The 24,546-nt window shown below is 73.3% G+C and carries 19 protein-coding genes and 2 pseudogenes; 13 read left to right on the plus strand and 8 right to left on the minus strand.

Going from position 1 to position 24,546, the window contains the following annotated elements; all coding sequences use genetic code 11:
* Positions 1 to 138 (minus strand): annotated as a pseudogene (locus ACZ4K2_RS20250) (RNA polymerase sigma factor SigF); the annotation flags it as partial.
* A 263-nt stretch (positions 139 to 401) separates the two neighbouring features.
* Here ACZ4K2_RS20250 and ACZ4K2_RS20255 point away from each other — a divergent pair.
* Positions 402 to 2,720: a glycosyl hydrolase family 18 protein gene (locus ACZ4K2_RS20255; RefSeq protein ID WP_467475225.1), complete on the plus strand. Its 2,319-nt coding sequence runs from the start codon at positions 402 to 404 to the stop codon at positions 2,718 to 2,720.
* A gap of 173 nt (positions 2,721 to 2,893) precedes the next feature.
* On the opposite strand, the gene ACZ4K2_RS20260 is transcribed toward ACZ4K2_RS20255, so the two are convergent.
* Positions 2,894 to 3,400, minus strand: a complete 507-nt coding sequence (locus ACZ4K2_RS20260; protein WP_467475227.1) for an Lrp/AsnC family transcriptional regulator — start codon at positions 3,398 to 3,400, stop codon at positions 2,894 to 2,896.
* A 135-nt stretch (positions 3,401 to 3,535) separates the two neighbouring features.
* On the opposite strand from ACZ4K2_RS20260, the gene ACZ4K2_RS20265 reads away from it, so the two are divergent.
* Positions 3,536 to 4,225: a nitroreductase family protein gene (locus ACZ4K2_RS20265; RefSeq protein WP_467475229.1), complete on the plus strand. Its 690-nt coding sequence runs from the start codon at positions 3,536 to 3,538 to the stop codon at positions 4,223 to 4,225.
* Between the two features lie 335 nt (positions 4,226 to 4,560).
* Entirely contained in the window at positions 4,561 to 5,919 is a 1,359-nt protein-coding gene (gene gdhA, locus ACZ4K2_RS20270) for an NADP-specific glutamate dehydrogenase (RefSeq protein ID WP_467475231.1), read from the plus strand.
* Positions 5,920 to 5,991: 72 nt separating this feature from the next.
* On the opposite strand, the gene ACZ4K2_RS20275 is transcribed toward gdhA, so the two are convergent.
* Positions 5,992 to 7,524: an MFS transporter gene (locus tag ACZ4K2_RS20275; protein WP_467475233.1), complete on the minus strand. Its 1,533-nt coding sequence runs from the start codon at positions 7,522 to 7,524 to the stop codon at positions 5,992 to 5,994.
* Between the two features lie 246 nt (positions 7,525 to 7,770).
* On the opposite strand from ACZ4K2_RS20275, the gene ACZ4K2_RS20280 reads away from it, so the two are divergent.
* Positions 7,771 to 8,328: a MarR family winged helix-turn-helix transcriptional regulator gene (locus ACZ4K2_RS20280; RefSeq protein WP_467475235.1), complete on the plus strand. Its 558-nt coding sequence runs from the start codon at positions 7,771 to 7,773 to the stop codon at positions 8,326 to 8,328.
* Positions 8,329 to 8,347: 19 nt separating this feature from the next.
* On the opposite strand, the pseudogene ACZ4K2_RS20285 reads toward ACZ4K2_RS20280, so the two are convergent.
* Positions 8,348 to 8,779 (minus strand): annotated as a pseudogene (locus ACZ4K2_RS20285) (HPP family protein); the annotation flags it as partial.
* A 788-nt stretch (positions 8,780 to 9,567) separates the two neighbouring features.
* Between ACZ4K2_RS20285 and ACZ4K2_RS20290 the strand changes: the two are divergent.
* Positions 9,568 to 10,035, plus strand: coding sequence for a hypothetical protein (locus tag ACZ4K2_RS20290; protein WP_467475237.1), 468 nt, complete (start codon positions 9,568 to 9,570; stop codon positions 10,033 to 10,035).
* Positions 10,036 to 10,158: 123 nt separating this feature from the next.
* Here ACZ4K2_RS20290 and ACZ4K2_RS20295 read toward each other — a convergent pair whose 3' ends face one another.
* The 3 genes from ACZ4K2_RS20295 to ACZ4K2_RS20305 all read right to left on the minus strand — a co-directional run bounded on the left by ACZ4K2_RS20295 (position 10,159) and on the right by ACZ4K2_RS20305 (position 11,774).
* Positions 10,159 to 10,323, minus strand: a complete 165-nt coding sequence (locus tag ACZ4K2_RS20295; RefSeq protein WP_467475239.1) for a hypothetical protein — start codon at positions 10,321 to 10,323, stop codon at positions 10,159 to 10,161.
* Between the two features lie 219 nt (positions 10,324 to 10,542).
* Positions 10,543 to 11,133 (minus strand): cysteine hydrolase family protein, encoded by a 591-nt coding sequence (locus ACZ4K2_RS20300; RefSeq protein ID WP_467475241.1) that lies wholly within the window; start codon positions 11,131 to 11,133, stop codon positions 10,543 to 10,545.
* A 167-nt stretch (positions 11,134 to 11,300) separates the two neighbouring features.
* On the minus strand, positions 11,301 to 11,774 hold the full coding sequence (locus ACZ4K2_RS20305) for a hypothetical protein (protein WP_467475243.1): 474 nt from the start codon (positions 11,772 to 11,774) through the stop codon (positions 11,301 to 11,303).
* A gap of 163 nt (positions 11,775 to 11,937) precedes the next feature.
* On the opposite strand from ACZ4K2_RS20305, the gene ACZ4K2_RS20310 reads away from it, so the two are divergent.
* The 8 genes from ACZ4K2_RS20310 to ACZ4K2_RS20345 all read left to right on the plus strand — a co-directional run bounded on the left by ACZ4K2_RS20310 (position 11,938) and on the right by ACZ4K2_RS20345 (position 21,965).
* Positions 11,938 to 12,438, plus strand: a complete 501-nt coding sequence (locus ACZ4K2_RS20310; RefSeq protein ID WP_467475245.1) for a GNAT family N-acetyltransferase — start codon at positions 11,938 to 11,940, stop codon at positions 12,436 to 12,438.
* Positions 12,439 to 12,663: 225 nt separating this feature from the next.
* Positions 12,664 to 13,329, plus strand: a complete 666-nt coding sequence (locus ACZ4K2_RS20315) for a histidine phosphatase family protein (protein ID WP_467475247.1) — start codon at positions 12,664 to 12,666, stop codon at positions 13,327 to 13,329.
* Between the two features lie 115 nt (positions 13,330 to 13,444).
* Entirely contained in the window at positions 13,445 to 14,098 is a 654-nt protein-coding gene (locus ACZ4K2_RS20320; protein WP_467475248.1) for a response regulator, read from the plus strand.
* A complete protein-coding gene (locus ACZ4K2_RS20325; RefSeq protein WP_467475250.1) occupies positions 14,095 to 15,192 on the plus strand; it encodes a sensor histidine kinase in 1,098 nt (365 codons plus the stop codon). The genes ACZ4K2_RS20320 and ACZ4K2_RS20325 overlap by 4 nt, the downstream gene beginning before the upstream one ends.
* 170 nt (positions 15,193 to 15,362) lie before the next feature.
* Entirely contained in the window at positions 15,363 to 15,926 is a 564-nt protein-coding gene (locus tag ACZ4K2_RS20330) for a GNAT family N-acetyltransferase (protein WP_467475252.1), read from the plus strand.
* A 247-nt stretch (positions 15,927 to 16,173) separates the two neighbouring features.
* Positions 16,174 to 18,351 carry an eCIS core domain-containing protein gene (locus ACZ4K2_RS20335; protein ID WP_467475625.1) on the plus strand — a complete coding sequence of 726 codons (2,178 nt, stop codon included), beginning with the start codon at positions 16,174 to 16,176 and terminating at the stop codon, positions 18,349 to 18,351.
* A 194-nt stretch (positions 18,352 to 18,545) separates the two neighbouring features.
* A complete protein-coding gene (locus ACZ4K2_RS20340) occupies positions 18,546 to 20,237 on the plus strand; it encodes a hypothetical protein (RefSeq protein ID WP_467475254.1) in 1,692 nt (563 codons plus the stop codon).
* A 147-nt stretch (positions 20,238 to 20,384) separates the two neighbouring features.
* Entirely contained in the window at positions 20,385 to 21,965 is a 1,581-nt protein-coding gene (locus tag ACZ4K2_RS20345; protein WP_467475256.1) for a hypothetical protein, read from the plus strand.
* Between the two features lie 213 nt (positions 21,966 to 22,178).
* Here ACZ4K2_RS20345 and ACZ4K2_RS20350 read toward each other — a convergent pair whose 3' ends face one another.
* The gene (locus ACZ4K2_RS20350; protein ID WP_467475258.1) at positions 22,179 to 24,248 is read right to left on the minus strand and encodes a SpoIIE family protein phosphatase; all 2,070 of its coding nucleotides are present in this window, start codon (positions 24,246 to 24,248) and stop codon (positions 22,179 to 22,181) included.
* Positions 24,249 to 24,546 lie beyond the last annotated feature (298 nt).

Here is a 24,546-nt window from a genome sequence, read left to right on the forward strand (position 1 = left end):
CTCCTCCAGCACCGCCAGCCGCCCGAAGAACAAACGGGACAACTCCCGCGCATCCTTCGGCGCCACCCGGGAGGGATCCGCGACCTCCGGCAGCTCCGACGTCCGCGTATCCGTTGCCGCCGTGCTCATGAGCGCCATGAAAGGTCCCCTCCCAAGATCGTGCCTATGCCGAAGCCGGCCGCGAAGCGACCGACAACGGGCCGGTTACCCCGACATTCTCCACCCATGCCTGCCGTCACGCGAACGACTGCCGGATTTTCGGGCCTGGGCCGTGCCCCGCGGTCCCGGCGGCAACCGTTGACGCATTGGTCCAGACCTTCTACGTTGTGAGCCCTCAGTCAGGCAACGCGCACGCACGGTTCGCCTCACCCCTGTACCACCCCACGATCACAGGGAGAACCATGTTCCACCGGCGCAGATCACCCCACTCACCGTCCCGCGCGGACGCCCGGTTCCGGCGGCGGGCCGCCGCCATCGGCACCGCGCTGCTGCTCCCGCTCGGACTGCTCACCGCACTCGCCGCGCCCGCCCACGCGGCCGGCACCCTCACGGCGACGTTCACCACCCAGGACAACGGCTCCTGGTGGAAGGGCACCTACGTCATACGCAACAGCGGCTCCGCCGCCGTCAGCGGCTGGAACCTGGAGTTCGACCTGCCGGCCGGGGTCTCCGTGACCGGCAACTACAACGGCGACGCGACCGTCACCGGACGGCACGTGAGCGTGAAGAACGCCCACTACAACGCGAGCGTCCCGGCGGGCGGCAGCACCGAACCGTACAGCTACTGGTTCATCGCCAACGGGCCGATCGGCGCCCCGACGGGCTGCACCGTCAACGGCGACAAGTGCGACGGCTCCCCCGACGTGCCGCCGACCGCGCCCGGCACACCGAAGACGACCGCGGTCACGGCGCACTCGGTCGCGCTGAGCTGGCCCGCCGCGCAGGGCGGTGACTACCCCGTCACCTCCTACGAGGTGCTCAGCGGCTCCGCCACCGTGGCCACCGCGGCCGGCACCTCGGCGACCGTCACCGGGCTGACCCCGGCGACGAACTACACGTTCACCGTGCGCGCCAAGGACACCCGCGGGAACCTGGGACCGGCGAGCGCCCCGCTGACCGTCAAGACCGTCGACCCGGCGAGCGACCCGACCCCGCCGACCGCGCCCGGCAACCTGCGCGCCACCGGCAAGACCGCTTCCAGCGTCGACCTGGCCTGGGACAAGTCCACCGACAACGTGAGCGTGGCCGCCTACGACGTGTACCGGGGCAGCACCCTGGTGAAGACCGTCGGCGCGGACACCACGACGGCCACCGTCGACGGGCTCTCCCCCGCCACCGCCTACACCTTCACGGTCAAGGCCCGGGACACCGCCGACAACGCCTCGCCGGCGTCCAACACGGTCACCGCCACCACCGACGACGTGGCCGGACAGGGCAAGCAGCTCAAGGTGGGCTACTTCGCGCAGTGGGGCATCTACGGACGCCAGTACTTCGTGAAGAACCTGGACACCTCGGGCGCCGCGGCCAAACTCGACGTGATCAACTACTCCTTCGAGAACCTCGACCCGAAGAACCTCACCTGCCAGGCCGGGGTGACCAAGGGTGTCTCCGCCAACCCGCAGGACCCGGACGAGGGCACCGGCGCGGGTGACGCGGACGCCGACTACGCGCGCCCCATGTCGGCCGCGCAGTCCGTGGACGGGGTCGCCGACGACGGCTGGGGCAAGCTCCGGGGCAACTTCAACCAGCTCAAGAAGCTGAAGGCGAAGTACCCGAAGCTGAGGGTCGTGGTGTCGCTCGGCGGCTGGACGTACTCGAAGTTCTTCTCGGACGCCGCCGCCACGCAGGCCTCCCGGGAGAAGTTCGTCAAGTCCTGCATCGACGTGTGGATCAAGGGTGACCTGCCCGTCTACAACGGCGCGGGCGGCCCGGGCACGGGGGCCGGGATCTTCGACGGCATCGACATCGACTGGGAGTGGCCCGGTTCCGAGGGACACCCGGGCAACCACTACGGCGCCCAGGACAAGGCCAACCTGACCGAGCTGCTCGCCGAGTTCCGCAAGCAGCTCGACGCGCTCGGCGGCCCGCACCGGCTGCTGACCGCGTTCACCCCGGCCGACCCGGCGAAGATCTCCGCCGGCTGGGACCTGAGCCGGATCTTCGACTCGCTCGACTACGCCAACGTCCAGGGGTACGACTTCCACGGCGCCGGCAGTGACAACTCCTGGGAGCCCAAGCGCACCGGGCAGGGATCCAACCTGTACGCCGACGCGCAGGACCCGTACCCCTTCCACTTCAGCATCGAGAACGCGATCAAGGTCTACCTCGACGCCGGGGTCAACCCCCGCAAGCTGACGGTGGGCTTCCCGTTCTACGGGCGCGGCTGGCAGGGCGTGACCGACGGCGGGGCCGCCGGTGAGTGGCAGGACGCGAACGGCGCCGCTCCCGGCCAGTTCGACACCGAGGCCGGGGTCCGCGGCTACAACAACCTGATCACCAGTTTCCCGTCGATGACCGTGCGCCATGACGAGCAGTCCGTGTCGACGTTCGGCTACACCGGCCCGGGCGGCCAGTGGTGGTCGTTCGACGACGCCTGGTCCATCGGGAAGAAGACGGCCTGGATCAAGTCCAAGGGGCTGCTGGGCGGCTTCGTCTGGGAGATGTCCGGCGACACACCGAACGGTCAGCTCATGACCGCGCTGAACGACGGACTGAAGTAACCCGGCACGGCGCCCCGGCGCCGCGCGAGGCTCCCGGGCGGGCGGTCGGCGGACCGCCCGCCCGGGTCTCGTGTCTCGTGTCTCCCCGGACCGTACGCCCGCGTACCGGGCGGGCAGCGGGCCGCGGCAACCGGGCGGCCGGTGGGCGGGTCAGGTGCCGGGACCGGACCCGGTCACCGGCCGTCCTCGGCGTGCGGCTCCGCCGGCAGCCCGGCCACCTCGTCGACCAGGGGCTGGACCCGGTAGGGGATGACCGCGCTCAGGGCGATGACCGTCGTGCTGCGGCGGACGCCCGCCACCTCCAGGACGTGGTCGATCACCTCCTGCACGTGCTGGTTGCTCCGGCCGGCGATGCGGCACCAGATGTCGCCGGGGCCCGTCACGATGCGGGCCTCCAGGATCTGCGGGACGGCCCGCAGGCGCGCGACGATGGCCTCGCGGGCGGGCTGGTCCACCTCGAACGTGGTGAACGCCTCGACCACGTGGCCGAGCGCGGCGACGTCCACGTCCGGTCCGTAGCCGGTCACCACGCCGGAGGCGGTCAGCCGGTCCAGTCGTGTCTGCAGGGTGCCGCGGGCGACGCCGAGCCGGCGGGCGATCTCCAGGAGCCCCTCGCGCGGGCGCTCCCGGAGCAGGCGCAGCATCCGGCCGTCGAGCGCGTCGAGTCCCCGCCGTGCCACCGCACCTGCCGATCTGTGAGCAAAGAGCCACTGCCATGCCTCGATCGCTGGCAGATTAGCAACGGATCGGGTGGTCTGTTGCCCATTCGGCTGCCGAGGGCCCACCCTGTGGGCTCCCGTCCACGAGGAGCAGTCGTGAGGCAGCACACCCACCCCTTCGTCCCCTACCGGCCCGAGCGGTACGACGAGGCCGAGATGGTCCGGCGCGGGAAGGACTTCGTGTCGTTCCTCGACCGCCGGCGCAGCGTGCGGTTCTTCAGTGACGAGCCGGTCCCCCGCGCGTGCGTGGACCTGGCCATCGCCGCGGCGAACACCGCCCCGTCCGGGGCCCACTTCCAGCCGTGGAAGTTCGCCGTGATCGGCGACGCGGAGACCAAGCACCTCATCCGGGTCGCCGCGGAGGAGGAGGAATCGGTCAATTACGAGGGCGGGCGGATCCCACCCGAGTGGCGCGCCGCGCTGGCCCCCCTCGAAACGGACTCCGACAAGGGCTTCCTCGACGTCGTGCCGTGGATCGTCGTCTGCTTCGCCGAGAAGAGCACGGCGATGCCGGACGGTTCACTGCGCAAGAACTACTACGTGAACGAGAGCGTGGGCATCGCGTGCGGCCTCTTCATCACGGCCCTGCACGCGATGGGGCTGAGCACCCTGACGCACACGCCCAACCCGATGGGCTTCCTCACCGAGATCTGCGAGCGGCCCCGCAACGAACGGCCCTACATCCTCTTCCCCATCGGCTACGCGGCGGCCGACTGCGAGGTCCCTGACCTGGCACGCAAGTCGCTGGCGGAGGCGACCGCGGAGAGCCCGGTCCGCCGCCGGTGACCCCGCCGGGCCCCGCGGGGCGAGCCCGGCGGGGCCCGGCGGCCGTCCCACGCGGGGCGCCCATGACACCCGGTAACGGTGGTCACGGCACATCGGGAAGGGGAGTCGGGCGCGCGGCCCCTCCCGGCGCGGAGTCTCAGAGTCCGGACAGTTGGCGCAACCATGCTGGCCTCGGGCTTTACCCATGGGTCACACTGGGGGGTCGGCCGTACCCGGTGGGTGGCTCGCGTTCTGCCGAGTGGATCCCCGGGACGGTCCTGTCCTGCGCGCGGCAACGGCGCCGAGCGCCCATCACCGGTTACGTACCGGTAGCAGCCGTGCCAGAAAGGGACCCAGTGACGACCCGAGACGACACCAAGACCCGGCTCGACGCCCTGCGCGTCGAGATCGAGCGGCGCAATCCCGCCCAGCCCGAGTTCCACCAGGCCGTGCACGAGGTGCTGGACACCCTGGCGCCGGTGCTGGCGGCCCGCCCCGAGTACGCGGAGCCGGGACTCGTCGAGCGGCTCTGCGAGCCCGAGCGGCAGGTCATCTTCCGGGTGCCGTGGCAGGACGACCGGGGCCGCGTGCACGTCAACCGAGGTTTCCGGGTGGAGTTCAACAGCGCGCTCGGCCCGTACAAGGGCGGCCTGCGTTTCCACCCGTCCGTCAACCTCGGCATCATCAAGTTCCTCGGGTTCGAGCAGATCTTCAAGAACGCGCTGACGGGGCTGGGCATCGGCGGCGGCAAGGGCGGCAGCGACTTCGACCCGCACGGGCGCAGCGACGCCGAGGTCATGCGGTTCTGTCAGTCGTTCATGACGGAGCTGTACCGCCACATCGGCGAGCACACCGACGTGCCGGCCGGTGACATCGGCGTCGGCGGGCGCGAGATCGGCTACCTGTTCGGCCAGTACCGGCGGATCACCAACCGCTGGGAGGCCGGTGTCCTGACCGGCAAGGGCCCGGGCTGGGGCGGCTCGGCGATCCGGCCGGAGGCGACCGGGTACGGCAGCGTGCTGTTCGCGGCGGCGATGCTGCGCGAGCGCGGTGAGGACCTGGAGGGTCAGACGGCGGTCGTCTCCGGCTCCGGCAACGTGGCCATCTACACCGTCGAGAAGTTGCTCTCCCTCGGCGCCAACCCGCTGACCTGCTCGGACTCCAGCGGGTACGTCATCGACGACAAGGGCATCGACGTCGAACTGCTCAAGCAGGTCAAGGAGGTCGAGCGCGGGCGGATCAGCGAGTACGCCGACCGGCGCGGGGCCTCGGCCCGGTTCGTACCGGGCGGCCGGGTGTGGGACGTGCCGGCCGATGTCGCGCTGCCGTCCGCCACCCAGAACGAGCTGGACGAGAACGACGCGGCCACGCTCGTCCGCAACGGGGTGAAGGCGGTGGCGGAGGGCGCGAACATGCCCACCACGCCGGAGGCCGTGCACCTCTTCCAGCGCGCGGGGGTCGCGTTCGGCCCCGGCAAGGCCGCCAACGCGGGCGGGGTCGCGGTGAGCGCCCTGGAGATGGCGCAGAACCACGCGCGTACGGCGTGGTCGCCGGCCCGGGTGGAGGAGGAGCTGTCGCACATCATGAGCGACATCCACACCACCTGTCACGAGACCGCCGAGCGCTACGGCGCCCCCGGCGACTACGTCACCGGCGCCAACATCGCCGGCTTCGAACGGGTCGCCGACTCGATGCTCGCGCAGGGTGTCATCTGACGCTGCCGCATGCGCCCGCGCCCCGCTCCGGCAGTGCCGGGGCGGGGCGCGGGTGCGAACGGCGGCCGGGACTCAGTGCGCGGCGGCCGCACCCGCTCCCGCGCCGCCCCGGCCGTGACCGGAGGGCCGGGCGACGACCAGGACGCCGGAGGCGACCGCGGCGAGCAGCATCGCGGCCACGCCCCACCAGATGGCCTGCGTGTAGCCGTGCACGATGCCCTCGCGCAGCACCTGGGCCTTGCGCGCGGGATCGGTCAGGTGCCCGCCGACGTACGTGCTCGTCGCCGAGGTGGCGATGGTGTTCAGCAGCGCCGTGCCGAGCGAACCGCCCACCTGCTGCGAGGTGTTGACCATCGCGGAGGTGACGCCGGCGTCCTGCGGCCGGACCCCGCTGGTCGCGGTGGAGAAGACCGGCATGAAGGTCAGGCCCATGCCGAGACCGAGCAGCAGCTCGGCGGGCAGGACGTGGGTGGCGTACGCGGAGTCCACGCCGAGCTGGGTGAGCACCGCGAGGCCCGACGCGGCGAGGAGCATGCCGGGCACCATCAGCAGGCGCGGGGGCGTACGGGGCAGCAGCCGCGCGGAGATCTGCGTGGAACCCAGGATGATCATCGCGGACATCGGCAGGAACGCCAGACCGCTGCGGACCGGGGAGTATCCGAGGATGCCCTGGAAGTAGTAGGTCATGAACAGGAACAGACCGAACATGCCGATCGTGGCGAGTCCCATGGTCAGGAAGCAGCCCGCGCGGTTGCGGTCGGCGAGGATGCGCAGCGGCAGCAGCGGGTGCTTGGCCCTGCTCTGCCAGAACACGAACGCCGCCAGCAGGGCCACGCCGCCGATCAGCAGGCCGACCACCAGGCCGTCGCCCCAGCCGCGCGGCTCGGCCTCCGAGAAGCCGTAGACGACGGCGACCAGGCCGCCGCAGCCGAGGACGACGCCGGGGATGTCCAGCCTGGACTCGCGGTGCCCGGGGCGGTCGTGCAGCAGCATGAGGGCGCCGACCACCGCGACGGCGGCGATCGGGATGTTCACGTACAGGCACCAGCGCCAGTTCGCGTACGAGGTGAGGATGCCGCCGAGCAGCAGGCCGATCGCGGCGCCCGCGCCGGCGATGGCGCCGTAGATGCCGAACGCCTTGCCGCGTTCCCGGGGATCGGTGAACGTGGTGGTCATCAGGGAGAGCGCGGACGGCGCGAGGACGGCGCCGAACACGCCCTGGAGGGCCCGGGCCCCGAAGAGCATGCCGGGGCTCCCGGCCGCGCCGCCGATCGCGGAGGCCACGGCGAAGCCGACGAGGCCGACGATGAACGTGCGCTTGCGGCCGACCAGGTCGGCGATGCGGCCGCCGAGCAGCAGCAGGCCGCCGAAGGCGAGGGTGTAGGCCGTGATGACCCACTGGCGGTTGCCGTCGGACATGCCGAGGGCCTTCTGCGCGGACGGCAGCGCGATGTTCACGATGGTCGCGTCGAGGACCACCATCAACTGCGCCAGGGCGATGACGACCAGGCCCCACCAGCGGCGGGGGTCGGGGGCGTCGGCCGCGCCGTGCGCGGTGGGGGCCGGAGCCGTGCGTATGGCCTCGGCCGGGGGCGAGTCACTCATGACGTGAACGTCACTTCCTTGCTCGTGCTGGTGGCGTGCGTGGTCCGCGTGCGTGCGGGGGGGTGCGGGGGGCGGTGGTGGCGCCACGTCGGCGGAGCGCCCCGTCCCCGCGGGCCGTTCCGTGGTGCTCCGCGGACCTCGGTGGTACCGGGTGTCCCGTTCACCGGTGGCCCGAACCAGCCAATGATCGGTCATGGGAGCCGATCGTCAGTATGGCTGATGGTCAGTGAAGTGTACGCTGCCCGCATGAAGGATGAGCGTCCCCCTGATGTACTTTCCCGTCGGCTGGGATATCTCCTGAAGCACGCCTACGTGGCCCTGGCCGCCGAACTGGACGCGGCGCTCGCGCCCTTCCGCCTCATCCCGCGGGAACTCGGCGTGCTGGCGGTGATCGACGCCTCCCCGGAGCAGTCGTCCCAACTGGAGATCGCCGCCCGGCTCGAGGTCGACCGCACCACTATGGTCGGCGTCATCGACTCACTGGAGGGCAAAGGGTACGTGGAGCGCCACCGCAGCGACCGCGACCGGCGCCGGAACGTGGTGACGCTCACCCCGGCCGGGCGGACGTGTCTGGCGGAGGCGGAGGCGGCCCGCGAGCGCGTGGAGCGCGACTTCCTCACCCCGTTGGACGAGACCGCCGCCGCGGCCCTGGCCGATGCCCTGCTCACCCTGCACCGGGCGCGGCGCGGCGCGGACCCGGCGGGCGCCCTCGGTCACGTGCCGTGCGGCGGGTTCGCGGCCGGCCCGGACGCCGGGGTGCCCGCGGACGTCCCCCCGCCCGGCGCACCCGGGCGTTCCGGCTGAGCGCGGCCCCGGCCGGCGGTCACCAGCAGTAGACGGGACGGCGCGTTGCGTGCCGGGCCGGCCCGGCGACGATCCCTGCGCTGACCGGCAGCAGGGTCGCGGTGAGCAGGAGGACGAGGAAGCGCGGCGCGGCCGGGTGCCGGAGGACGACGATGACGGCGGTGGCCGTCGCCGGCATGTGCGGCGCCCTGGTGGTCATCATGCCGCCCAGCGCGAGGCCGCCCGCGAGGGCCGCGGCCCGGGGCGAACTGCCGCGGGCGGCCGGGACGAGGAAGCCGAGCAGCGCGGACCGGACGTGCCCGCCGACCAGTCTGCGCGGCTGGGCCAGGGGAAGCCGCGGTGTGCTGTGGACGAGGGCCGCGCTCGCCGCGAGCGGGGGGATCAGCAGCGGTTCGTGCGGGACGGCGCCCGTGGCGGCCAGGAGCAGCAGCACGGACACGGAGGGGGCCGTGACGCGGAGGGTGTGCCGGTGTCCTGCGGCGGCCGGGGCGCGGTGTGGCGGTGTCGGTGCTCACGTGTCTCTCGGGACCACGGGCGGCGGCCCGCCGAAGCGGTTCGGGAAGGGGAAGGGAACGGTCCCGCGCCGGCGCGCGGCGTGCCCCGTGATCGACGTGGGCTGACCTTGCGCCGAACTCCCGATCGGGGCGGCGCAGTCCTCGGCATGGCCGACCAGAAGGCCGGCGCGGGCCCGCGGGCGGCCCCGTGGACGACACCGGGCGAGCGGGGAGTTCGCGGGGGCGCCGGGCACCTGCCGTACCGCGCCTGGGCGTTCGGGCCTTGGCTGTGGGGTGTCGGGGGTGTCGGGGGCAGGGAGCAACCGGAGAACGCCAGTGGACGCCACCGGGCCTCCCTCCGCGCGCCGGGTGGCGGGGGGGGCGGGCCACGGCGGAGGACGCGGGACGCGGGGAGGGTGGCCGTCGGCCACGGACCGGGACGCACGGCCGCCGGCCGCCTGCCGCGGTCCGGAGCCAGGAGGCTGGCGCGCGCGGCCGACGGCCGCCGGACACGGACCGGACCGGGAGGACAGCGATCCGCGTGACGAAGGGCCGCCGACCACGGGCCGGGACGCGCGGTACGGCGTAGCGCGCGGCCGACCGCCCCCGGCCGAGGACCGGGTCGCGCGCCCCTCGCCTCCCGCCGCATCCCTTCGCCGCGCGTCCCCCGCACCCGTTCCCGGTGTCGCATACCGGGCCGTCCGGGTGTGATTCGGGCGATGCGGCGAGGGGAACTCGGCCTCGCATGATCGGAACCATTGTGCGCGGAGGTGTGGCGGGCGCCGCCGGGACGACCGCGCTGAACGCGGTGACCTACGCCGACATGGCATGGCGGGGCAGGTCGTCGAGCGGGGCTCCGTCCCAGGTCGTGGAGAAGCTCGCGGAGGACGCCGGACATCCGGTTCCCGGCTCCGGGGACACCCGGGAGAACCGGCTCTCCGGACTCGGCGCGTTGTCCGGCATCGCCGTCGGCTGCGGCACCGGGGTGGCGGTCTCCCTGCTCCGCCGCGCCGGGGTGCGCCTGCCCTGGTGGCTCGGCGGGGCGGCCACCGGCGTCCTGGCCATGGCCCTGACCGACCTGCCGATGGCCGGGCTGGGCGTGAGCGATCCGCGGACCTGGTCGGTGCGGGACTGGACGTCGGACGTCGTCCCGCACCTGGTGTACGGGCTGGTGACCCACGGCGTCGTGACGGCCGCCGAGAACCGGGCATGACCCGGGGGCCGGCCGCGCCCGTCCACGGCTCACCGGCGCGGGCCGGTGACAGCCGCCCACCCCGGCCGGTTGACATGGCCAGATCGGTGGTGACCGGTGCCGCGGCGGCGGGTTCGGGGCCCATCAGCGGCCGCCCCCGTGCATGTCCCCCATGCCGTCCGGGCCGCCGTCCCCGCCCCGGCCGCCGTCCCCGCCCCGGCCGCCGTCGTCGCGGCTCGCGCCGGGGCCGTGCATGCCGGGCGCGACCGGTCCGGCGGCGGAACCGACGGCGTACGACACTGCGAACACGGCCGCGGCAGGAGGAGGAAGCCGCACAGGGCGGGCGGGGGGAGCGCGCCGCGCCACCTCGCGCCGGGGCCGGAGGGCAACCGCCGGGACTCCTCCATCAACCGCGTCTCCCGATCACGTCGTACGGTGTCGCGCGGATCGCGCCGTACCGCCCCGGCCGCGTCCCGGGGGCCGGGCGCCGGGGAGCGCGGCACCGGCCCCGCGGCGGCGGGACGGACCTCAGCCGAGCTGGTCCGCCGACGGCACCACGACGCCGTACAGGTCGCCGATCGTGGCGAGCGCGCCGAGGTGGAGGGACTCGGCGGACACCCCGGCCACCGGGGTCTCCAGCGGGCGGGTCGCGGAGGCGTCCGCCACCACGGTCGGGCGGTTGCCGCGCAGGAAGGCGCCCTGGGCGGTGAACGCGACGCACATGTGGGTCATGAACCCGGCGATCACCAGGTCCTTGTTGCCGGCCGCGTCCACCAGGTCGCCGAGCTCGGTGTCGAGGAACGCGTTGGGCTTCGTCTTCACCACGGTCGTCTCGCCGTCGACCGGCGCGACCTTCGGGTGGATCCGGCCGATCTCCGCGCGGATGTCGTAGGGCGTGCCCTCGCCGCCGTCGTTGACGACGTGGATGACCTTCGCACCGGCGGCACGGGCCTTGGCCAGCAGTTCGGCGCCGGCGTCGAGGGCGGCCTCCCAGCCGGACAGCTCCATGACGCCCTGCGTGTAGGTGTTCTGGTAGTCGATCAGGATCACCGTGGCGGACGCCAGCGACGCGGGGGTGTCGTCGAACGCGTTGAGCTGGCGCAGGGTGGTCGTAGGCATGGCTGTACCCCAAGTCGTCTGTCCGTCAGTGGAATCAGGCCGAACCGGCGGCCCGTCGAGAACGCTACGCGCGCCCACGACACGTCGGCAATGCCATCCGACTTGCAGAAACAGACATCGACACCCCGCGTGGACGGCTCGGCCTCCGTCCCCGCGGCGGGCGGGCGTCAGACCGCCAGCGTGCAGCGGGCCTCGGCCACGGCCCGGCCGGTGCCGTCGGCCACGTGGAGGGTGACGGTGGTGGTGCGGGTGTGCGAGCGGGGGTGGCCGGAGGGGCGCGGCCCCCGGTCCAGGACGTCGTGGACGGACCACGCCCCCTCGGCGTCGGTCTTCCGGCGCACGTCCCCGGTACTGGCGGCGCTGCCCAGGCCGTACGGGCCCTCCCCGGTGACCTCGTCCGGCCCGTACTCGTCGACGACGCCGATCTCGACCCGCGTGCCCACCGTCGAGCCGGGTACGTGGCCGCCGCTCCCCGCGGTGTACTCCACCCGCCAGGTGACCGGGTCGCAGTCGAGGTCGACGGCGGCCGCGGCCGGGCCGGGGGCCGCCGGGGCCGGACCTGCCGCCAGCAGGGCGCACGCGGTCGCGAGGGCGACGGAACCCGCGCGGAGGGCGTTCCGGCGGAGCGGGGAGATGTTCATGTTCCTCAGCGTATGGAGCAAGATCCTGCCGTGTGTACCTCCTGACGGGTGATCGCGGTGCCCCGTCCGGGCACCCGCCGGACGCCACCCACCTGGCCCGCGACCTGCCCACGGCCGGTGGAGCCCACGTGGCCTCGGCACCCCGTTTGGGTAGAGTCGGGCAGTGCCTGAGCTGAAGCGGCTGCATGCCAGCCATGCCCCGGCGGTCCTGGCCTTCGAGCTGGCGAACCGCACCTATTTCTCGGCCTCGGTCCCCGACCGCGGCGACGACTTCTTCGACCGGTTCACCGAGCGCTACACGGCCCTGCTGGCCGAGCAGGAGGCCGGTGCCTGCGCCTTCTACGTGCTCGTCGCCGAGGACGGCTCGGTGCTCGGCAGGTTCGACCTGGTCGGCATCGACAAGGGGACCGCCGAACTCGGCTACCGGGTCGCGCGGCACGCCACGGACCGGGGCCTGGCCACCGACACGGTCCGGGAGCTGTGCCGCCTGGCGGTGGACCAGCACGGACTGCGCACGCTGCGCGCGGCCAGCAGCCATGACAACACCGCCTCGCACCGGGTGCTGACCAAGGCCGGGTTCGTGCCGATCGGCCCGGCCGACCAGGACACGCTGGGCGGCAAGCGCGGCACCTGGTACCAGTGCGACCTGGCGTTCCTGCCGTAGCTCCCCGCGCGTCACCGGTGCGGGGCGGCCCGGCCGCCGACGGGCCGGTATCCCGCCGGGTGGCGGGGGTGGTCCGGACACCTGCCGGATGGTTGCGGGGGCACCCGTCCTGGAAGGTTGAGGCCACTGGGCGATCCCTGCTCCGGCCAACGGGTCCACGGAGGGCTTCTCCCCGCAGGACCGAGCCGGCGGTATGCCGTCCCCGTCGCAGAAGGAGGTCGGATCGTGAGGGTGCGACTGACGATGCTGTGCGCAACCGCCGCGGAAGGCAACCCCCACCAGGTCTTCGGGGACGCGGCCCTGGACGAGCACGAACGGCGCGCGGTCGGCGCCGCGAGAGCGGCCCTCCCGCCGTACACGCTGGCCCTGCGGGCGCCCTCGGCGCGCAGCGGACAGGTCGCCGAGGCCCTGGGCGTCGACGCGGTGCCGGAGAGCGCGCTGCGCGATGTGGACTACGGCGCCTGGGACGGCCGGCCGCTCACCGAGATCGCGGCCGAGGACCCCTACGGCCTCTCCACCTGGCTGACGGATCCCTGCGCCGCGCCGCACGGCGGCGAGTCCGTCGACCGGCTCTGCCGTCGCACGGCGGCGTGGATGCGGACCCTGACCCCCGAGACGGGGGACATGGTCGCGATCACCGAGGGTTCCGTCATCCGGGCCGCGCTGGTGCACGCGCTGTCCGCGCCGCACCGCGCCTTCTGGCACCTGGACGTGCCGTCCTTCTCCGCGGTCACCCTGACGATGCGCGACGGTCTCTGGAGCGCCCGGCTCGGCCGGCTGGCGGCCCCGCCGCAGCGGCACTCCGCCGACGGCGCCCCGTCCGGCTCGTCCATAGCGGTGCTCAGCATCAGGCCCCCGCGCCGTCACCTGTGCCTCACCGGTCACCTCTGACACACGCAACCCGAGGTCGCGCAGCCCGCGGGCCCGTCCGGGGCGGCTCCCGGCGGCGGAGCCGCCCCCGGCGTGGTACGAATCGGACAGTGGTCCGACAGAGGCTGGAGCACAGGTGATCCGGGTACTGGTGGTCGACGACGAAGCCCTGATCCGCACGGGTTTCCGGCGGATCCTCGATGCCGCCGACGGTATCGAGGTCGTCGGGGCGGTATCCGGCGGCCAGGCCCTGCGGACCCTGCGCGAGACCCGGCCCGACATCGTCCTGCTGGACATCCGCATGCCGGACGTGGACGGCCTCACCGTCCTGGGTGAGATCCGGAGGCTGCCGGACCCCCCGGTGGTGGCCATGCTGACCACGTTCGACATGGACGAGTACGTGGAGACGGCACTGCGCTCGGGCGCCGCCGGCTTCCTCCTGAAGGACACCGACCCCGAGGCGCTGCCGCTGGCCGTGCAGAGCCTCGCCCACGGCGGCACGGTGCTGTCGCCGAAGGTCACGCGCACCGTGGTGGACGGGTACCTGAGCGCCGGGACGCAGGACCGCCCGCCGAAGGCCCTCGAACGGCTCACCGAGCGCGAGCGGGAGGTGCTCGTCCTCGTCGCCGAGGGCCTGTCCAACGCCGACATCGCGGCCCGGATGCACCTGAGCACCGGCACGGTCAAGGACCACGTCAGCGCGATCCTCACCAAGCTGGAGGTCAGCGGCCGGGTCCAGGCCGCCCTCTTCGCCCAGCGGGCCGGCATGCTCACCGGGGGCGCGGGATGACCCGCCGGCCGTCCCCGCTGCTCCTGGACTGCGTGGCGGTGGCCCTGGCCCTCCTCGACGTGTGGGCCCACTGGGACATCGAGGAGACGTTGCGCATGGCCTGCGGGCTGGGCGGCGCCTTCGCACTGCTGATGCGCCGGCAGCGGCCGCTGCTCACCTTCCTGATCACGCTCCCCTCCGTGCTGCTGTCCGACGCGGTCTTCGCCTGCCTGGCCGCGCTGTACACGCTCGCCTCCTTCAACCGCTCGCGGCTGCTGCTGGTCCTGGGCTCCCTGGCGTTCGCCTTCAGCGACACCACGGCCCTGCCGGCACCGGCACTCGACCTGGCTCACCGAGCCACGCTCATCGCGCTCGGCTACAGCACCGCCACGGCGGCCGCCGCCGTCTTCCTCGGGCAGCTCGTGCACACCCGCCGGGACCTGTCCCTGCGGCTGACCGAGATCTCGGAGGCGCGCGACCACCAGGAGGTGCTGACCGCGCAGGCCGCCCTGGCCAAGGAGCGGGCCCAGCTCGCACGGGAGATGCACGACGTCGTCTCCCACCAGGTCAGCCTGATCGCCGTGCACGCGGGGGCCCTCCAGGTGGGCACGAGCGACCCGGACACCAAGGAGGCCGCGGCGACGATCCGGCGGCTGAGCGTGCAGACCCTCGACGAGCTGCGCCACATGGTCGGCGTACTGCGCGCCTCGGTCGGCCGGCCGACGGAACTGACCCCGCAGCCGGCGCTCGGCGACATCCAGCGGCTGGCCGACGGCTCCGGCATCGAGACCGAGCTGAAGACGGACCTGCCCGAGACCCTGCCCGCCACCGTGCAGCGCGCGGTCTACCGCACCGTGCAGGAAGCGCTCACCAACACGCGCAAGCACGCCCCCGGGGCCACCGCGCGCATCGACCTGTTCCGGCGGGACGGTTCCGTGCACGTCAGGGTCACCAACACGGCGCCGACCCAGCCACCGCTGCCGCTGCCCGGCGCGCACCACGGCCTGATCGGCCTGCGCCAGCGCGCCGAACTCCTCGGCGGCACCATGACCGCGGGCCCGACGAGCGACGGCGGCTTCGAGGTCTGCGTGGTCCTGCCCACGGAAGCCGCGTGAAGCCGCGTGACGCGGGAACAGCATCCCGCCACGCGCTTCCGTGACCACCATGAACGGCACACGTGCTCCCGGCAGCCCGAAGGGCACACGGCCGGGGAGGGTGCGGGCCGCTGTTCCGGGCGCCCGTAAAGTCGTTGGGACGGGCGGTGCGTTTCCGGCATGATCGGCTCGTGGACACCTATCTCGACACCGAGCGCCTCACCCTGCGCCGCTTCACCGCCGATGACGCGGACCTGCTGATAGAACTGGACAGCGACCCGGCGGTGATGCGCTACCTGACCGGCGGCGAACCGACCGCACCGGAGATCATCCGGGAGCGCCACCTGCCGAACATCCTCGCCGGCTACGACAAGTGGGGCGGTGTCCTCGGACTGTTCGCCGCGCACGAGAAGGACGGCGGCGCGTTCATCGGCTGGTTCATCCTGCGGCCCGAGGCGCAGGGCCCGCTGGACGAGGTCGAACTCGGCTACCGGCTGCGGCAGGCGGCCTGGGGCAAGGGTTACGCCACGGAGGGCTCGCGGGCCCTGCTGGGCAAGGCGTTCGGCGAACTCGGTGTGCGCATGGTGTGGGCCGACACGATGTCCGTGAACCGGGGTTCGCGCAACATCATGGAGAAGCTCGGCATGACACTCACGGGCACCCTCCCCGCACCGCCCGACATGGAGGCGGTCGAGGGCGCCGAGCACGGAGGCGTGCGGTACGAGATCACCAAGGAGCACTGGGACCAGCGGTAGCCGTACCCGCGAGGTCTGCCCGAAAGGCTGCCCTCGGCGGCCTTGCCGGTCACGGCGGCCGGTGCGTCTCATGGGGTTCGGCCCACCGATGTCACCGAAAGGCGTTGCGGTGTCGTACGAGCGCACCCCCGACCGAGCCACCGACGGCAGCAGCAGGAAGGCGCCCCTGCCGAGGACACCCTCCCAGGCGACCCCGGCGGGGCTGACCGCGTTGCAGGCCCGCGCCGGGAACGCCGCCGTGGTGCACATGCTGCAACGCGCCGGCCATCCGCACGCCCAGCCACCGGACCGCGAACAGCACCGGCACGACGCGAACTGCGGTCACCAGCGGGAGCAGGCCGCCCCCGCCCCCGTGCAGCGCTCCGCCGTCCACGACGTCCTCGCGAGCAGCGGACGCCCCCTCGACACACCGCTGCGGAAGGAGATGGAGGCACGGCTGGGCGCCGACTTCGGCGACGTCCGCATCCACAACGACCACTCCGCCCGCTCCTCCGCCGCCGAGGTCGGCGCCCGCGCCTACACCTCCGGCCACCACGTCGTCATCGGTGACGGCGGCACGGACAAGCACACCCTCGCCCACGAACTGACCCACGTCATCCAGCAGCGCCGGGGCCCCGTCGCCGGCACCGACAACGGCAACGGGCTGTCCGTCTCCCACCCCTCCGACCGCTTCGAACGCGAAGCCGAGGCCAACGCACGGCGGGTGATGGCAGGTCCCGCCACTCCCCCGAGGTCCGCGGCCCCGGCCATGGCCGCGGCCGGTGCCGCGCCCGCCGGTGCGGCCGCGATCCAGCGCGCCGACTCCGGGGAGCCGTCGGAGAAGGCGAAGGGCAAGAGAAGGCAGGCCCCGTACAGCAACCTGCTGACCGCGTGGGAGAACACGCAGGAACACGAAGACCGGTTCGGCCAGGGCAAGGATGAGGCCGCCAGGCGCACCGATCAGCTCGGCGGGCTCACGTCGGCGGGGAAGGTCAGCCGTGGACGCCGGAGTTTCGCACCCGAACGGTCGGTGCAGACGATGCGCCACATCGCGATACGCCTCCTCGCCTGCGTCCAGCACCTCAGGGCCGTCGCCGCTCCGGACAAGAAGCCCCCTGCCGAAGCGGAGTTCCAGGGGATGCTCCTCAACGACCGTATCGTCCTGAGCGCGAACATCAACGAGTCCATAGACCTCCTGGAGGCGCTGTACCGGCAGAACACGGCGTCGTTCACGGAGATGCTCAGCATGGAGACCCCCCTCGTCGGGGCCGCGGCCACCGGCCGCAACGAAGCGCCCCTGATCAACGAACGGCGCCGGGCGGCCAGAGCGGGACTCGGCGGCGTCTACAAGTCGGCGGGCGACGAGGAGTACCAGGCGGACGACGAACGGCCGAGTGCCGGCAAGGCGCCCGCGCCGTCCCGCAACGTGACGGGCGACGTCCTGGTCCGCGCCACCCGGACGTCGGCCAACGCAGAGGCCCCGCAGGAGCGGCTCCAGGTGGCCGAGGTCGATCTCGCGAGCACCGAGGTGAACGAGGGGCTGCGCCACCTGCTCACCAGTGACGAGTACCGGAACGTCATCATTCTCATCAGGACCGCCAACGAGATCGCCGGCAACCCGAACGTGGTGATCCACGCCGAACAGAAGCTCGTCGCCGCGCTCAGAGCGGCCCGGATCACGCCGGACGACCTCACCTCCGACGAATTCCTGATCCGCGGTTCCAAGCGTCCCTGCCTCGCCTGCGGCGCCCTGCTGCGGCACGTGAGCGACAACATGTTCGAGGGGGAACTCAGCGTCAACCGGAACTCGGGCGCGTACTACAAGAACGCGCTGCGTGCCATCGAGGCGTACGCCCTGGGCCGGCCGTGGGGCCACCCCGACGCGATGGAGCTGGACCACGAACCGACCGGCGACTCCACCGACGTCTGGCACGCGCAGGTCCTCGACCAACTGGTCAGCAGCATGGGTCACGTGTCGGTCATCGACGGTCGGGAGACGCGCACGTTCGAGACGGCTTCCAGCGGTTACGACTCCGACGACCTGAACGAGCTGCCGCTGCGCTCCATGGACGGCGTGGCCGTTCCGGACCTCGTGAAGAAACCCGCGGACAACACCAAGAAGCGGAAGAAGGACGACGGCCCCGAGAGGCCCAAGAAGAACGAAGGACGGACACGCTACCCCAAGGGTCAGGGGAGCCCCCCTTTCACCGAGGACGAGAAGCTCAGGATCAGGGACATCGTCGGGGAGGACATCTGGACGAAGCTCCAAGAGGAGGTGAAGAGTGTCGCCAAGAAAATCACCGCGGAGAATTGGCGGGAACTTTTCGAGCTCAAGAATAAACTGGGCCGCTCGGACGAATCCCTCAGGAAAGCCATGAAACTCGGGAATCACGTGTTCAGCGACTTCCGGCGCCTGTACAAAGACGACGTCCGCCGCACCGGGTAGGACGATGCCCGCGCGCCCACCGGCACCGTGCGGGCACGCACTCTCCGTCACCGGATGGCGGCCCGGTCGGGCGGGTGATTTCCGTCCGGACGGTGCGGCGGCGGGTCCGGTCTTCGCTAGCGTCGTCGCACCGGCCGCCGCCGAGCCGTCCCAACCTCCGGGCGGGCAGCGGCCGTCGGCCCTGAGGAGGGTGCATGGACTACTACGACCTCGGCAGCCACGGGCGGCGTGTGACCACGTCGTCCCCCGAGGCGCAGACCTGGTTCGACCGCGGGCTGAACTGGACGTACGCCTTCAACCACGAGGAGGCCGTGCGCTGTTTCGAGGCCGCCGCCGAGGCGGATCCCGGCTGCGCGATGGCCGACTGGGGGCTGGCCTACGCGCTCGGCCCCAACTACAACAAGCCATGGGACGCCTTCGACGAACGGGACCTGGGGCGGACGGTGGAGCGGGCGCACGCCGCCGTGCGGCGGGCGCGGGCGAAGGCGGCCGGCGCGACCCCGGTGGAGCAGGCCCTGATCGGTGCCCTGGCGGCACGCTACCCGCGCGAGCGGGTCGCGGACGCCGGGGGCAGCGGCGGGTGGAGCGTCGCCTTCGCCGACAGCATGGCGGCCGTCCACCGGCTGGCGGCCGGTGACCTCGACGTCGCCGCGCTGTACGCCGACGCGCTGATGAACCTCACCCCCTGGCAGCTGTGGGACGTCCGCACGGGCCGCCCGGCCGCGGGCGCGCGGACCACCGAGGCCAGGGAGGTGCTCGACCGGGCGCTCGCCACGGAGGCGGGCGCCCGCCACCCGGGCCTGCTCCACCTGTACGTCCACCTGATGGAGATGTCCCCCACGCCCGAGGCCGCGCTGCCCGCCGGTGACCGGCTGCGCGGCCTGGTGCCGGACGCCGGACACCTCCAGCACATGCCCTCCCACCTGGAGGTGCTCTGCGGCGACTACCGGCGGGTGCTCTCCGACAACACCGAGGCGATCAGGGCCGACGAGAAGTTCCACGCCCGGGCCGGGGCGATGAACTTCTACACCCTCTACCGGTGCCACAACCTGCACTTCAAGATCTACGGCGCGATGTTCCTCGGCCGCTACCAGGACGCGATCGAGACGGCGGCCCGGCTGGAGGCGGCCGTGCCGGAGGAACTGCTGCGCGTGGACAGCCCGCCCATGGCCGACTGGCTGGAGGGCTTCCTGGCGATGCGGGTGCACGTGCACGTCCGCTTCGGCCGCTGGGCCGACATCCTGGCCCTGCCGCTGCCGGCCGACGCGGACCTGTACTGCGTGACGACGGCCATGCTGCGCTACGCGCGCGGTGTCGCCCTCGCCGCCACCCGGAGGGCCGGCGAGGCCGAGCGGGAGCGGGAGCTCTTCCGCGAGGCGGCAGCGCGGGTCCCGGTGACCCGGACGCTCTTCAACAACACCTGCGCGGACATCCTGGCGATCGCCGGCCACATGCTGGACGGTGAGCTGGACTACCGCCGGGGCGACCACGAGGCGGCGTTCGCGGCGCTGCGCCGGTCGATCGAGCTGGACGACGGCCTGCCGTACGACGAGCCGTGGGGGTGGATGCAGCCGACCCGGCACGCGTACGGCGCGCTGCTCCTGGAGCAGGGGCGGGTGGCGGAGGCCGAGGCCGTGTACCGGGCCGATCTCGGTCTCGACGACACGCTGCCCCGGCCACGGCAGCACCCGGGCAACGTATGGGCGCTGCACGGGCTGCACGAATGCCTCGTACGGCTCGGCAAGCGGGGGGAGGCGGGCATCGTGGCACAGCAACTGCGGATCGCCACCGCGCTGGCGGACGTGCCGATCGAGGCGTCCTGCTTCTGCCGCCTGGAGGCCGCCCGGCACCCGGAGGTCCCGGGCTGCTGCGCCGAGGACGCGTGACGGGCGGCGGGACCCGGCCCGGCATTGCGGGATCGTGAACAATCCTCAGGTTTCCATGGACTCCTCCGCGGCGCGCTCCTATGGTCACGGCGGCGCGACCACCGACGCACGCAGCGCGACCACCGACGCACGCACCCGAGGAGCCCCATGTCCCGCAGGACACCCGTCCGGGCCCTGGCCTTCGTCCTGGCCCTGACCGCGGCCGCGGCCGTCTCCGGACCCACACCGGCGCTGGCCGATCCGATCCCGAAGGCACCCGGCCACCGCCTGGTCGACGCCTTCTCCGGCGCCCCGGCCACCGCCCGGCCGCTGCCGGGCACACCGCCCCCGCAACACCCCCACCTCGCACCGAACGGCCGCTCCGGGATGCACGCCGACGCCTGGGGCAGCGCGACCTACCCGTGGTCGGGTCCGCTCGGCGACCATCCGCGGGTCGCCAGCGAGCGCATGGCCCCGGTGGGCGGTGAGTGCGCCAACGTGACCTTCGACCGGGCGGGCCGGATCGTCACCGTGTGCGGGACGCTCACCGGGTTCCTGGTGAAGCTGCTCGACCCGCGCTCCCTGGCGACCCTGGCCGAGTACCGGCTGCCGCAGCGTCCGTCCACGGTGGAGGCGATCACCCGGCTGGACTTCTCCCGCATCTTCAAGGACACCTCCGGCGGCGCGTACTCGTACCTGGACGACCAGGACCGCCTGGTGCTCGCGGACTCCCGGCAGCACATCGTCCGCCTGGCCCACCGGCAGCGGCCGGACGGGGACTGGGAGTTCACGGTCACCGACGACTGGGACCTGACCTCGCACGTGCCCCACGACTGCGTGACCTGGACCAATCTGCACCCCAGCGGCACCTGTGACCCGGTGACCTCCGTCATGCCCGACTGGGCGGGCCGGATCTGGTGGGTCACCCGGCAGGGCCGGGTGGGCACCGTCGACCCGGCCACCGGGACCGTCCGGTCCGTGCGGCTGGCCGGCGAGGAGATCCAGAACTCCTTCTCCGTCGCCGAGGACGGCGTGTCGATCGTCTCCGACCACGCGCTGTACGAGTTCACCGCCGCGCCGGACGGGACACCCACCGTACGCTGGCGCCAGACGTACGACCGGGGCAGCGGCACGAAGCCCGGCTCGGTCAACCAGGGCTCGGGCACCACTCCGGACATCTTCGGCGAGGGCGGCCGGTACGTGGCGATCACCGACAACGCCGACGACCGCATGCACGTCCTCGTCTACCGGCGGGGCGCGGACGTCCCGGCGGACCGGCGCCCGGTGTGCGCGGTCCCCGTCTTCGGACCGGGGGCGTCCACGACGGACAACTCCCTGATCAGCTGGGGCGACAGTCTCGTGGTGGAGAACAACTACGGCTACGAGAACGTCACTTCCCTCACCCTGGGGCGGAGCGTCGTCGGCGGGGTCACCCGGATCGACGTCCGCCCGGACGGCAGCGGGTGCGACGTCGTGTGGCAGAGCGCCGAACGGTCGCCGTCCGTCGTGCCCAAGCTGTCCACGGGCAACGGGCTGCTCTACCTGTACACGAAGGACCCGAACGCCCTGGGCATCGACGCCTGGTACCTCACCGCCGTGGACTTCCGCACGGGCCGGACCAGGTTCAGTCAGCTCATCGGCACCGGTGCCGACTACGACAACAACTGGGCGCCGATCACGCTGGGGCCGGACGGCACGGCCTACGTGGGCGTGTTCAACGGCCTGGCGGCCGCGCGGGACGACGGCTGAAGACCGGGCCCGTCACCACGGGGGAGAGCGACGGGCCCGGCCGGACACCACCGTCCCACATTCCCGGCGGCTCGTGCACCGCATCGCCGAAGTTGGCGCGGAGGGAGCGCCCGTCCGTACGGCGCTCCCGGGCTGGCCAGGTGCGCGGCCGTTCCGGGGGGCGGGGGCCGGGCCCGGCGACCGGCCGAAAACGCGGGTGCCGGCGTCCGCGGCTCAGGGCCGGGCCCGGGCGATGAGGAGCGCGACGTCGTCCTCGCCGCCGGGCGGGCGCAGGAGGTCCAGGACGCGGTCGCAGGTGTCCTCCAGGCCGTGGCCGCGGGTCGTGGTGAGCGCGTCGAGGAGGGCGTCCAGGCGGGCGTCGATGGGTTCGCCCCGGGTTTCGACCAGCCCGTCGGTGTAGAGGACCAGTTGGTCGCCGGGGCGGAACGCGACGGTGGTGGCCTCGAAGGGCACCCCGCCGACGCCGAGCGGCGCCCCGGTGGGCAGGTCGAGGAGCCGTGCGGCGTCGCCGTCCCGGATGACGGCCGGCGGCAGGTGGCCGGCGATGCTGATCTCGCACTCGCCCCGCCCGGGGTCGTAGACGCAGTAGATGCAGGTGGTGATGGTCTGCTCGACGCCCTCGGTGAGGTGGTCCAGGTGCCGGAGCACCTCGCCGGGTGCCAGGTCGAGTTCGGCGAACGCCCGTGCGGCGCTGCGGAGTTGTCCCATGGTGGCGGCTGCGTTGAGACCGCTGCCCATGACGTCCCCGACGACCAGCGCGGTCTTGTCGTCCCGCAGGGGCATCGCGTCGTACCAGTCGCCGCCGATCTCGACGGTGGCGCCCGCCGGCTCGTAGCGGCAGGCGACCTCCAGGCCGGACAGCCGGGCGGGGGGCTCGGGGAGCAGGCTGCGCTGGAGGGTGAGGGCCGCGTGGCGCTGCGCCTGGTAGCCGCGGGCATTGTCGATGCAGACCGCGGCCCGCGCGGCCAGCTCGGAGGCGAGGAAGACGTCGTCCTCGTCGAAGGGGGCGGGGTTGCGGGTGCGTTTGAGGTCCAGGGCGCCGAGGACCTCGCCCCGGGCCAGAAGCGGAACCGCCAGGTAGGAGTGCACCCCGGCGGCCTCCAGCAGGGAGGCCGCCTCGCCGTGGCGGGCGATGCGCTCCAGGTCCCGGCGGCCGGTGCGGGGCACGAGCACCGGCCGCCCGGTGCGTACGCAATGGGTGATCAGCCGGTCGCCGTCGTAGGTGGCGACCTGGCCCGGCGGGTCGGCGGCGCGTACGGCCTCGGGGGCGTGCGCCGCGCTGACGGCGAGCGCGCGGAAGGGCGCCGGGCCCTCGCCGGGCGCGGTCCGGCCGTCGAGGGCGCTGTCCAGCAGGTCCACGGCGGCCACGTCGGCCAGGACCGGTACGACGACGTCGGCGAGTTCGCGCGCCGTGGTCTCCAGGTCGAGGGTGCTGCCCAGGCAGGCGGAGGCGCCGGCGATCAGTGCCATCCGCTGCCGGGCCCGCGCCGCCTCGGCCGCGGCCCGGTGACGCTCGGTGACGTCGATGACGGAGTAGGCGAGGCCGAGCACCCGCCCACCGGAGTCCTCCAGCCGGTAGTACGAGACGGACCAGGCGTGGTCGTGGTCCGGATCGCCGGGCGGGCGGCAGACGATGTCTCGGTCCACGACGGGCTCGCCGGTCTCCAGGACCCGGCGCAGCCGTGCCTCGGGGTCCGTTTCCAGGAAGCCCAGGATCTCGCCGGCCGGCCGGCCGAGGCGCTCGGCGGCGCACTGGCCGGTGATGCGTTCGAGCGCGGGGTTCACGGCCAGGTACCGCAGGTCGGGGCCCAGGATGGCCAGCCCGACCGGGGACTGGGACACCAGGCACATGGCCAGGGCGGCGTCCCGCTCGACCCGCTCCACGGCCGCCCGGTCCGCGACGAGGCCCAGCAGGTACCTGTCGCCGAGGCCGTCCAGCAGCCGCATGCCGTGGAACTCCACGAGCCGGGTGCTGCCGTCCTTGTGCCGGATCGGCAGGGCCCCGGCGCGGTCGGCGCCGGACTCCATGACCTCGGTGAACAGCTCGGTCACCCGGTCCCGGTGCTCCTCGCGGACCGTCAGCCGGGCCGCGTGCCGGCCCAGCGCCTCCGCGGCGGTGTAACCGGACAGCTCCTCGGCCTTCGCGCTCCAGGAGACCACCCGGCCCCGCGCGTTCAGGACCACCGCGGCGACGCTGAGCAGATCGAGCAGGCCGGTGGGCGGTACGGCGGGACCCACCACCGGCCGGCCGTCGCCGGCCCGGGAGAAGTCCGTCGTGGCCATACCTCATCTTCCCCCTTGCCCGGCACATCGGCGCGGGCCGCGACGGCGGACGCCGCGCTGGAGGCGGGGTGCCGCGTCGGAGGCGGGCGCGCTGGAGGCGGGCGCCGCGCTCCGGCCCCCCTGCCCGGCCGTCACGCCCGGACGGCGTGCACGGCCGTCGCGCCCCGGGCAGCGTGCCCCGGCCACTACGGCCGGGTCCGCCGCCGGTACCCAGGCGGCGGACCCGGCCGCCGGTGCCCGCCCGGTCGGCGGGCGGCCGCACGGCGCGGCGACAGCGGGGTCCGGCGCCGAGCCAGCG

It is taken from the genome of Streptomyces sp. NPDC025833, assembly GCF_055558055.1.

Excerpts from the sequence above, each read along its gene's own strand:
- ACZ4K2_RS20255 (WP_467475225.1), top strand. The coding sequence starts at position 402 with ATGTTCCACCGGCGCAGATCACCCCACTCACCGTCCCGCGCGGACGCC.
- ACZ4K2_RS20275 (WP_467475233.1), bottom strand. The coding sequence starts at position 7,524 with ATGAGTGACTCGCCCCCGGCCGAGGCCATACGCACGGCTCCGGCCCCC.
- ACZ4K2_RS20280 (WP_467475235.1), top strand. The coding sequence starts at position 7,771 with ATGAAGGATGAGCGTCCCCCTGATGTACTTTCCCGTCGGCTGGGATAT.
- ACZ4K2_RS20290 (WP_467475237.1), top strand. The coding sequence starts at position 9,568 with ATGATCGGAACCATTGTGCGCGGAGGTGTGGCGGGCGCCGCCGGGACG.
- ACZ4K2_RS20300 (WP_467475241.1), bottom strand. The coding sequence starts at position 11,133 with ATGCCTACGACCACCCTGCGCCAGCTCAACGCGTTCGACGACACCCCC.
- ACZ4K2_RS20305 (WP_467475243.1), bottom strand. The coding sequence starts at position 11,774 with ATGAACATCTCCCCGCTCCGCCGGAACGCCCTCCGCGCGGGTTCCGTC.
- ACZ4K2_RS20325 (WP_467475250.1), top strand. The coding sequence starts at position 14,095 with ATGACCCGCCGGCCGTCCCCGCTGCTCCTGGACTGCGTGGCGGTGGCC.
- ACZ4K2_RS20335 (WP_467475625.1), top strand. The coding sequence starts at position 16,174 with ATGCTGCAACGCGCCGGCCATCCGCACGCCCAGCCACCGGACCGCGAA.
- ACZ4K2_RS20340 (WP_467475254.1), top strand. The coding sequence starts at position 18,546 with ATGGACTACTACGACCTCGGCAGCCACGGGCGGCGTGTGACCACGTCG.
- ACZ4K2_RS20345 (WP_467475256.1), top strand. The coding sequence starts at position 20,385 with ATGTCCCGCAGGACACCCGTCCGGGCCCTGGCCTTCGTCCTGGCCCTG.
- ACZ4K2_RS20350 (WP_467475258.1), bottom strand. The coding sequence starts at position 24,248 with ATGGCCACGACGGACTTCTCCCGGGCCGGCGACGGCCGGCCGGTGGTG.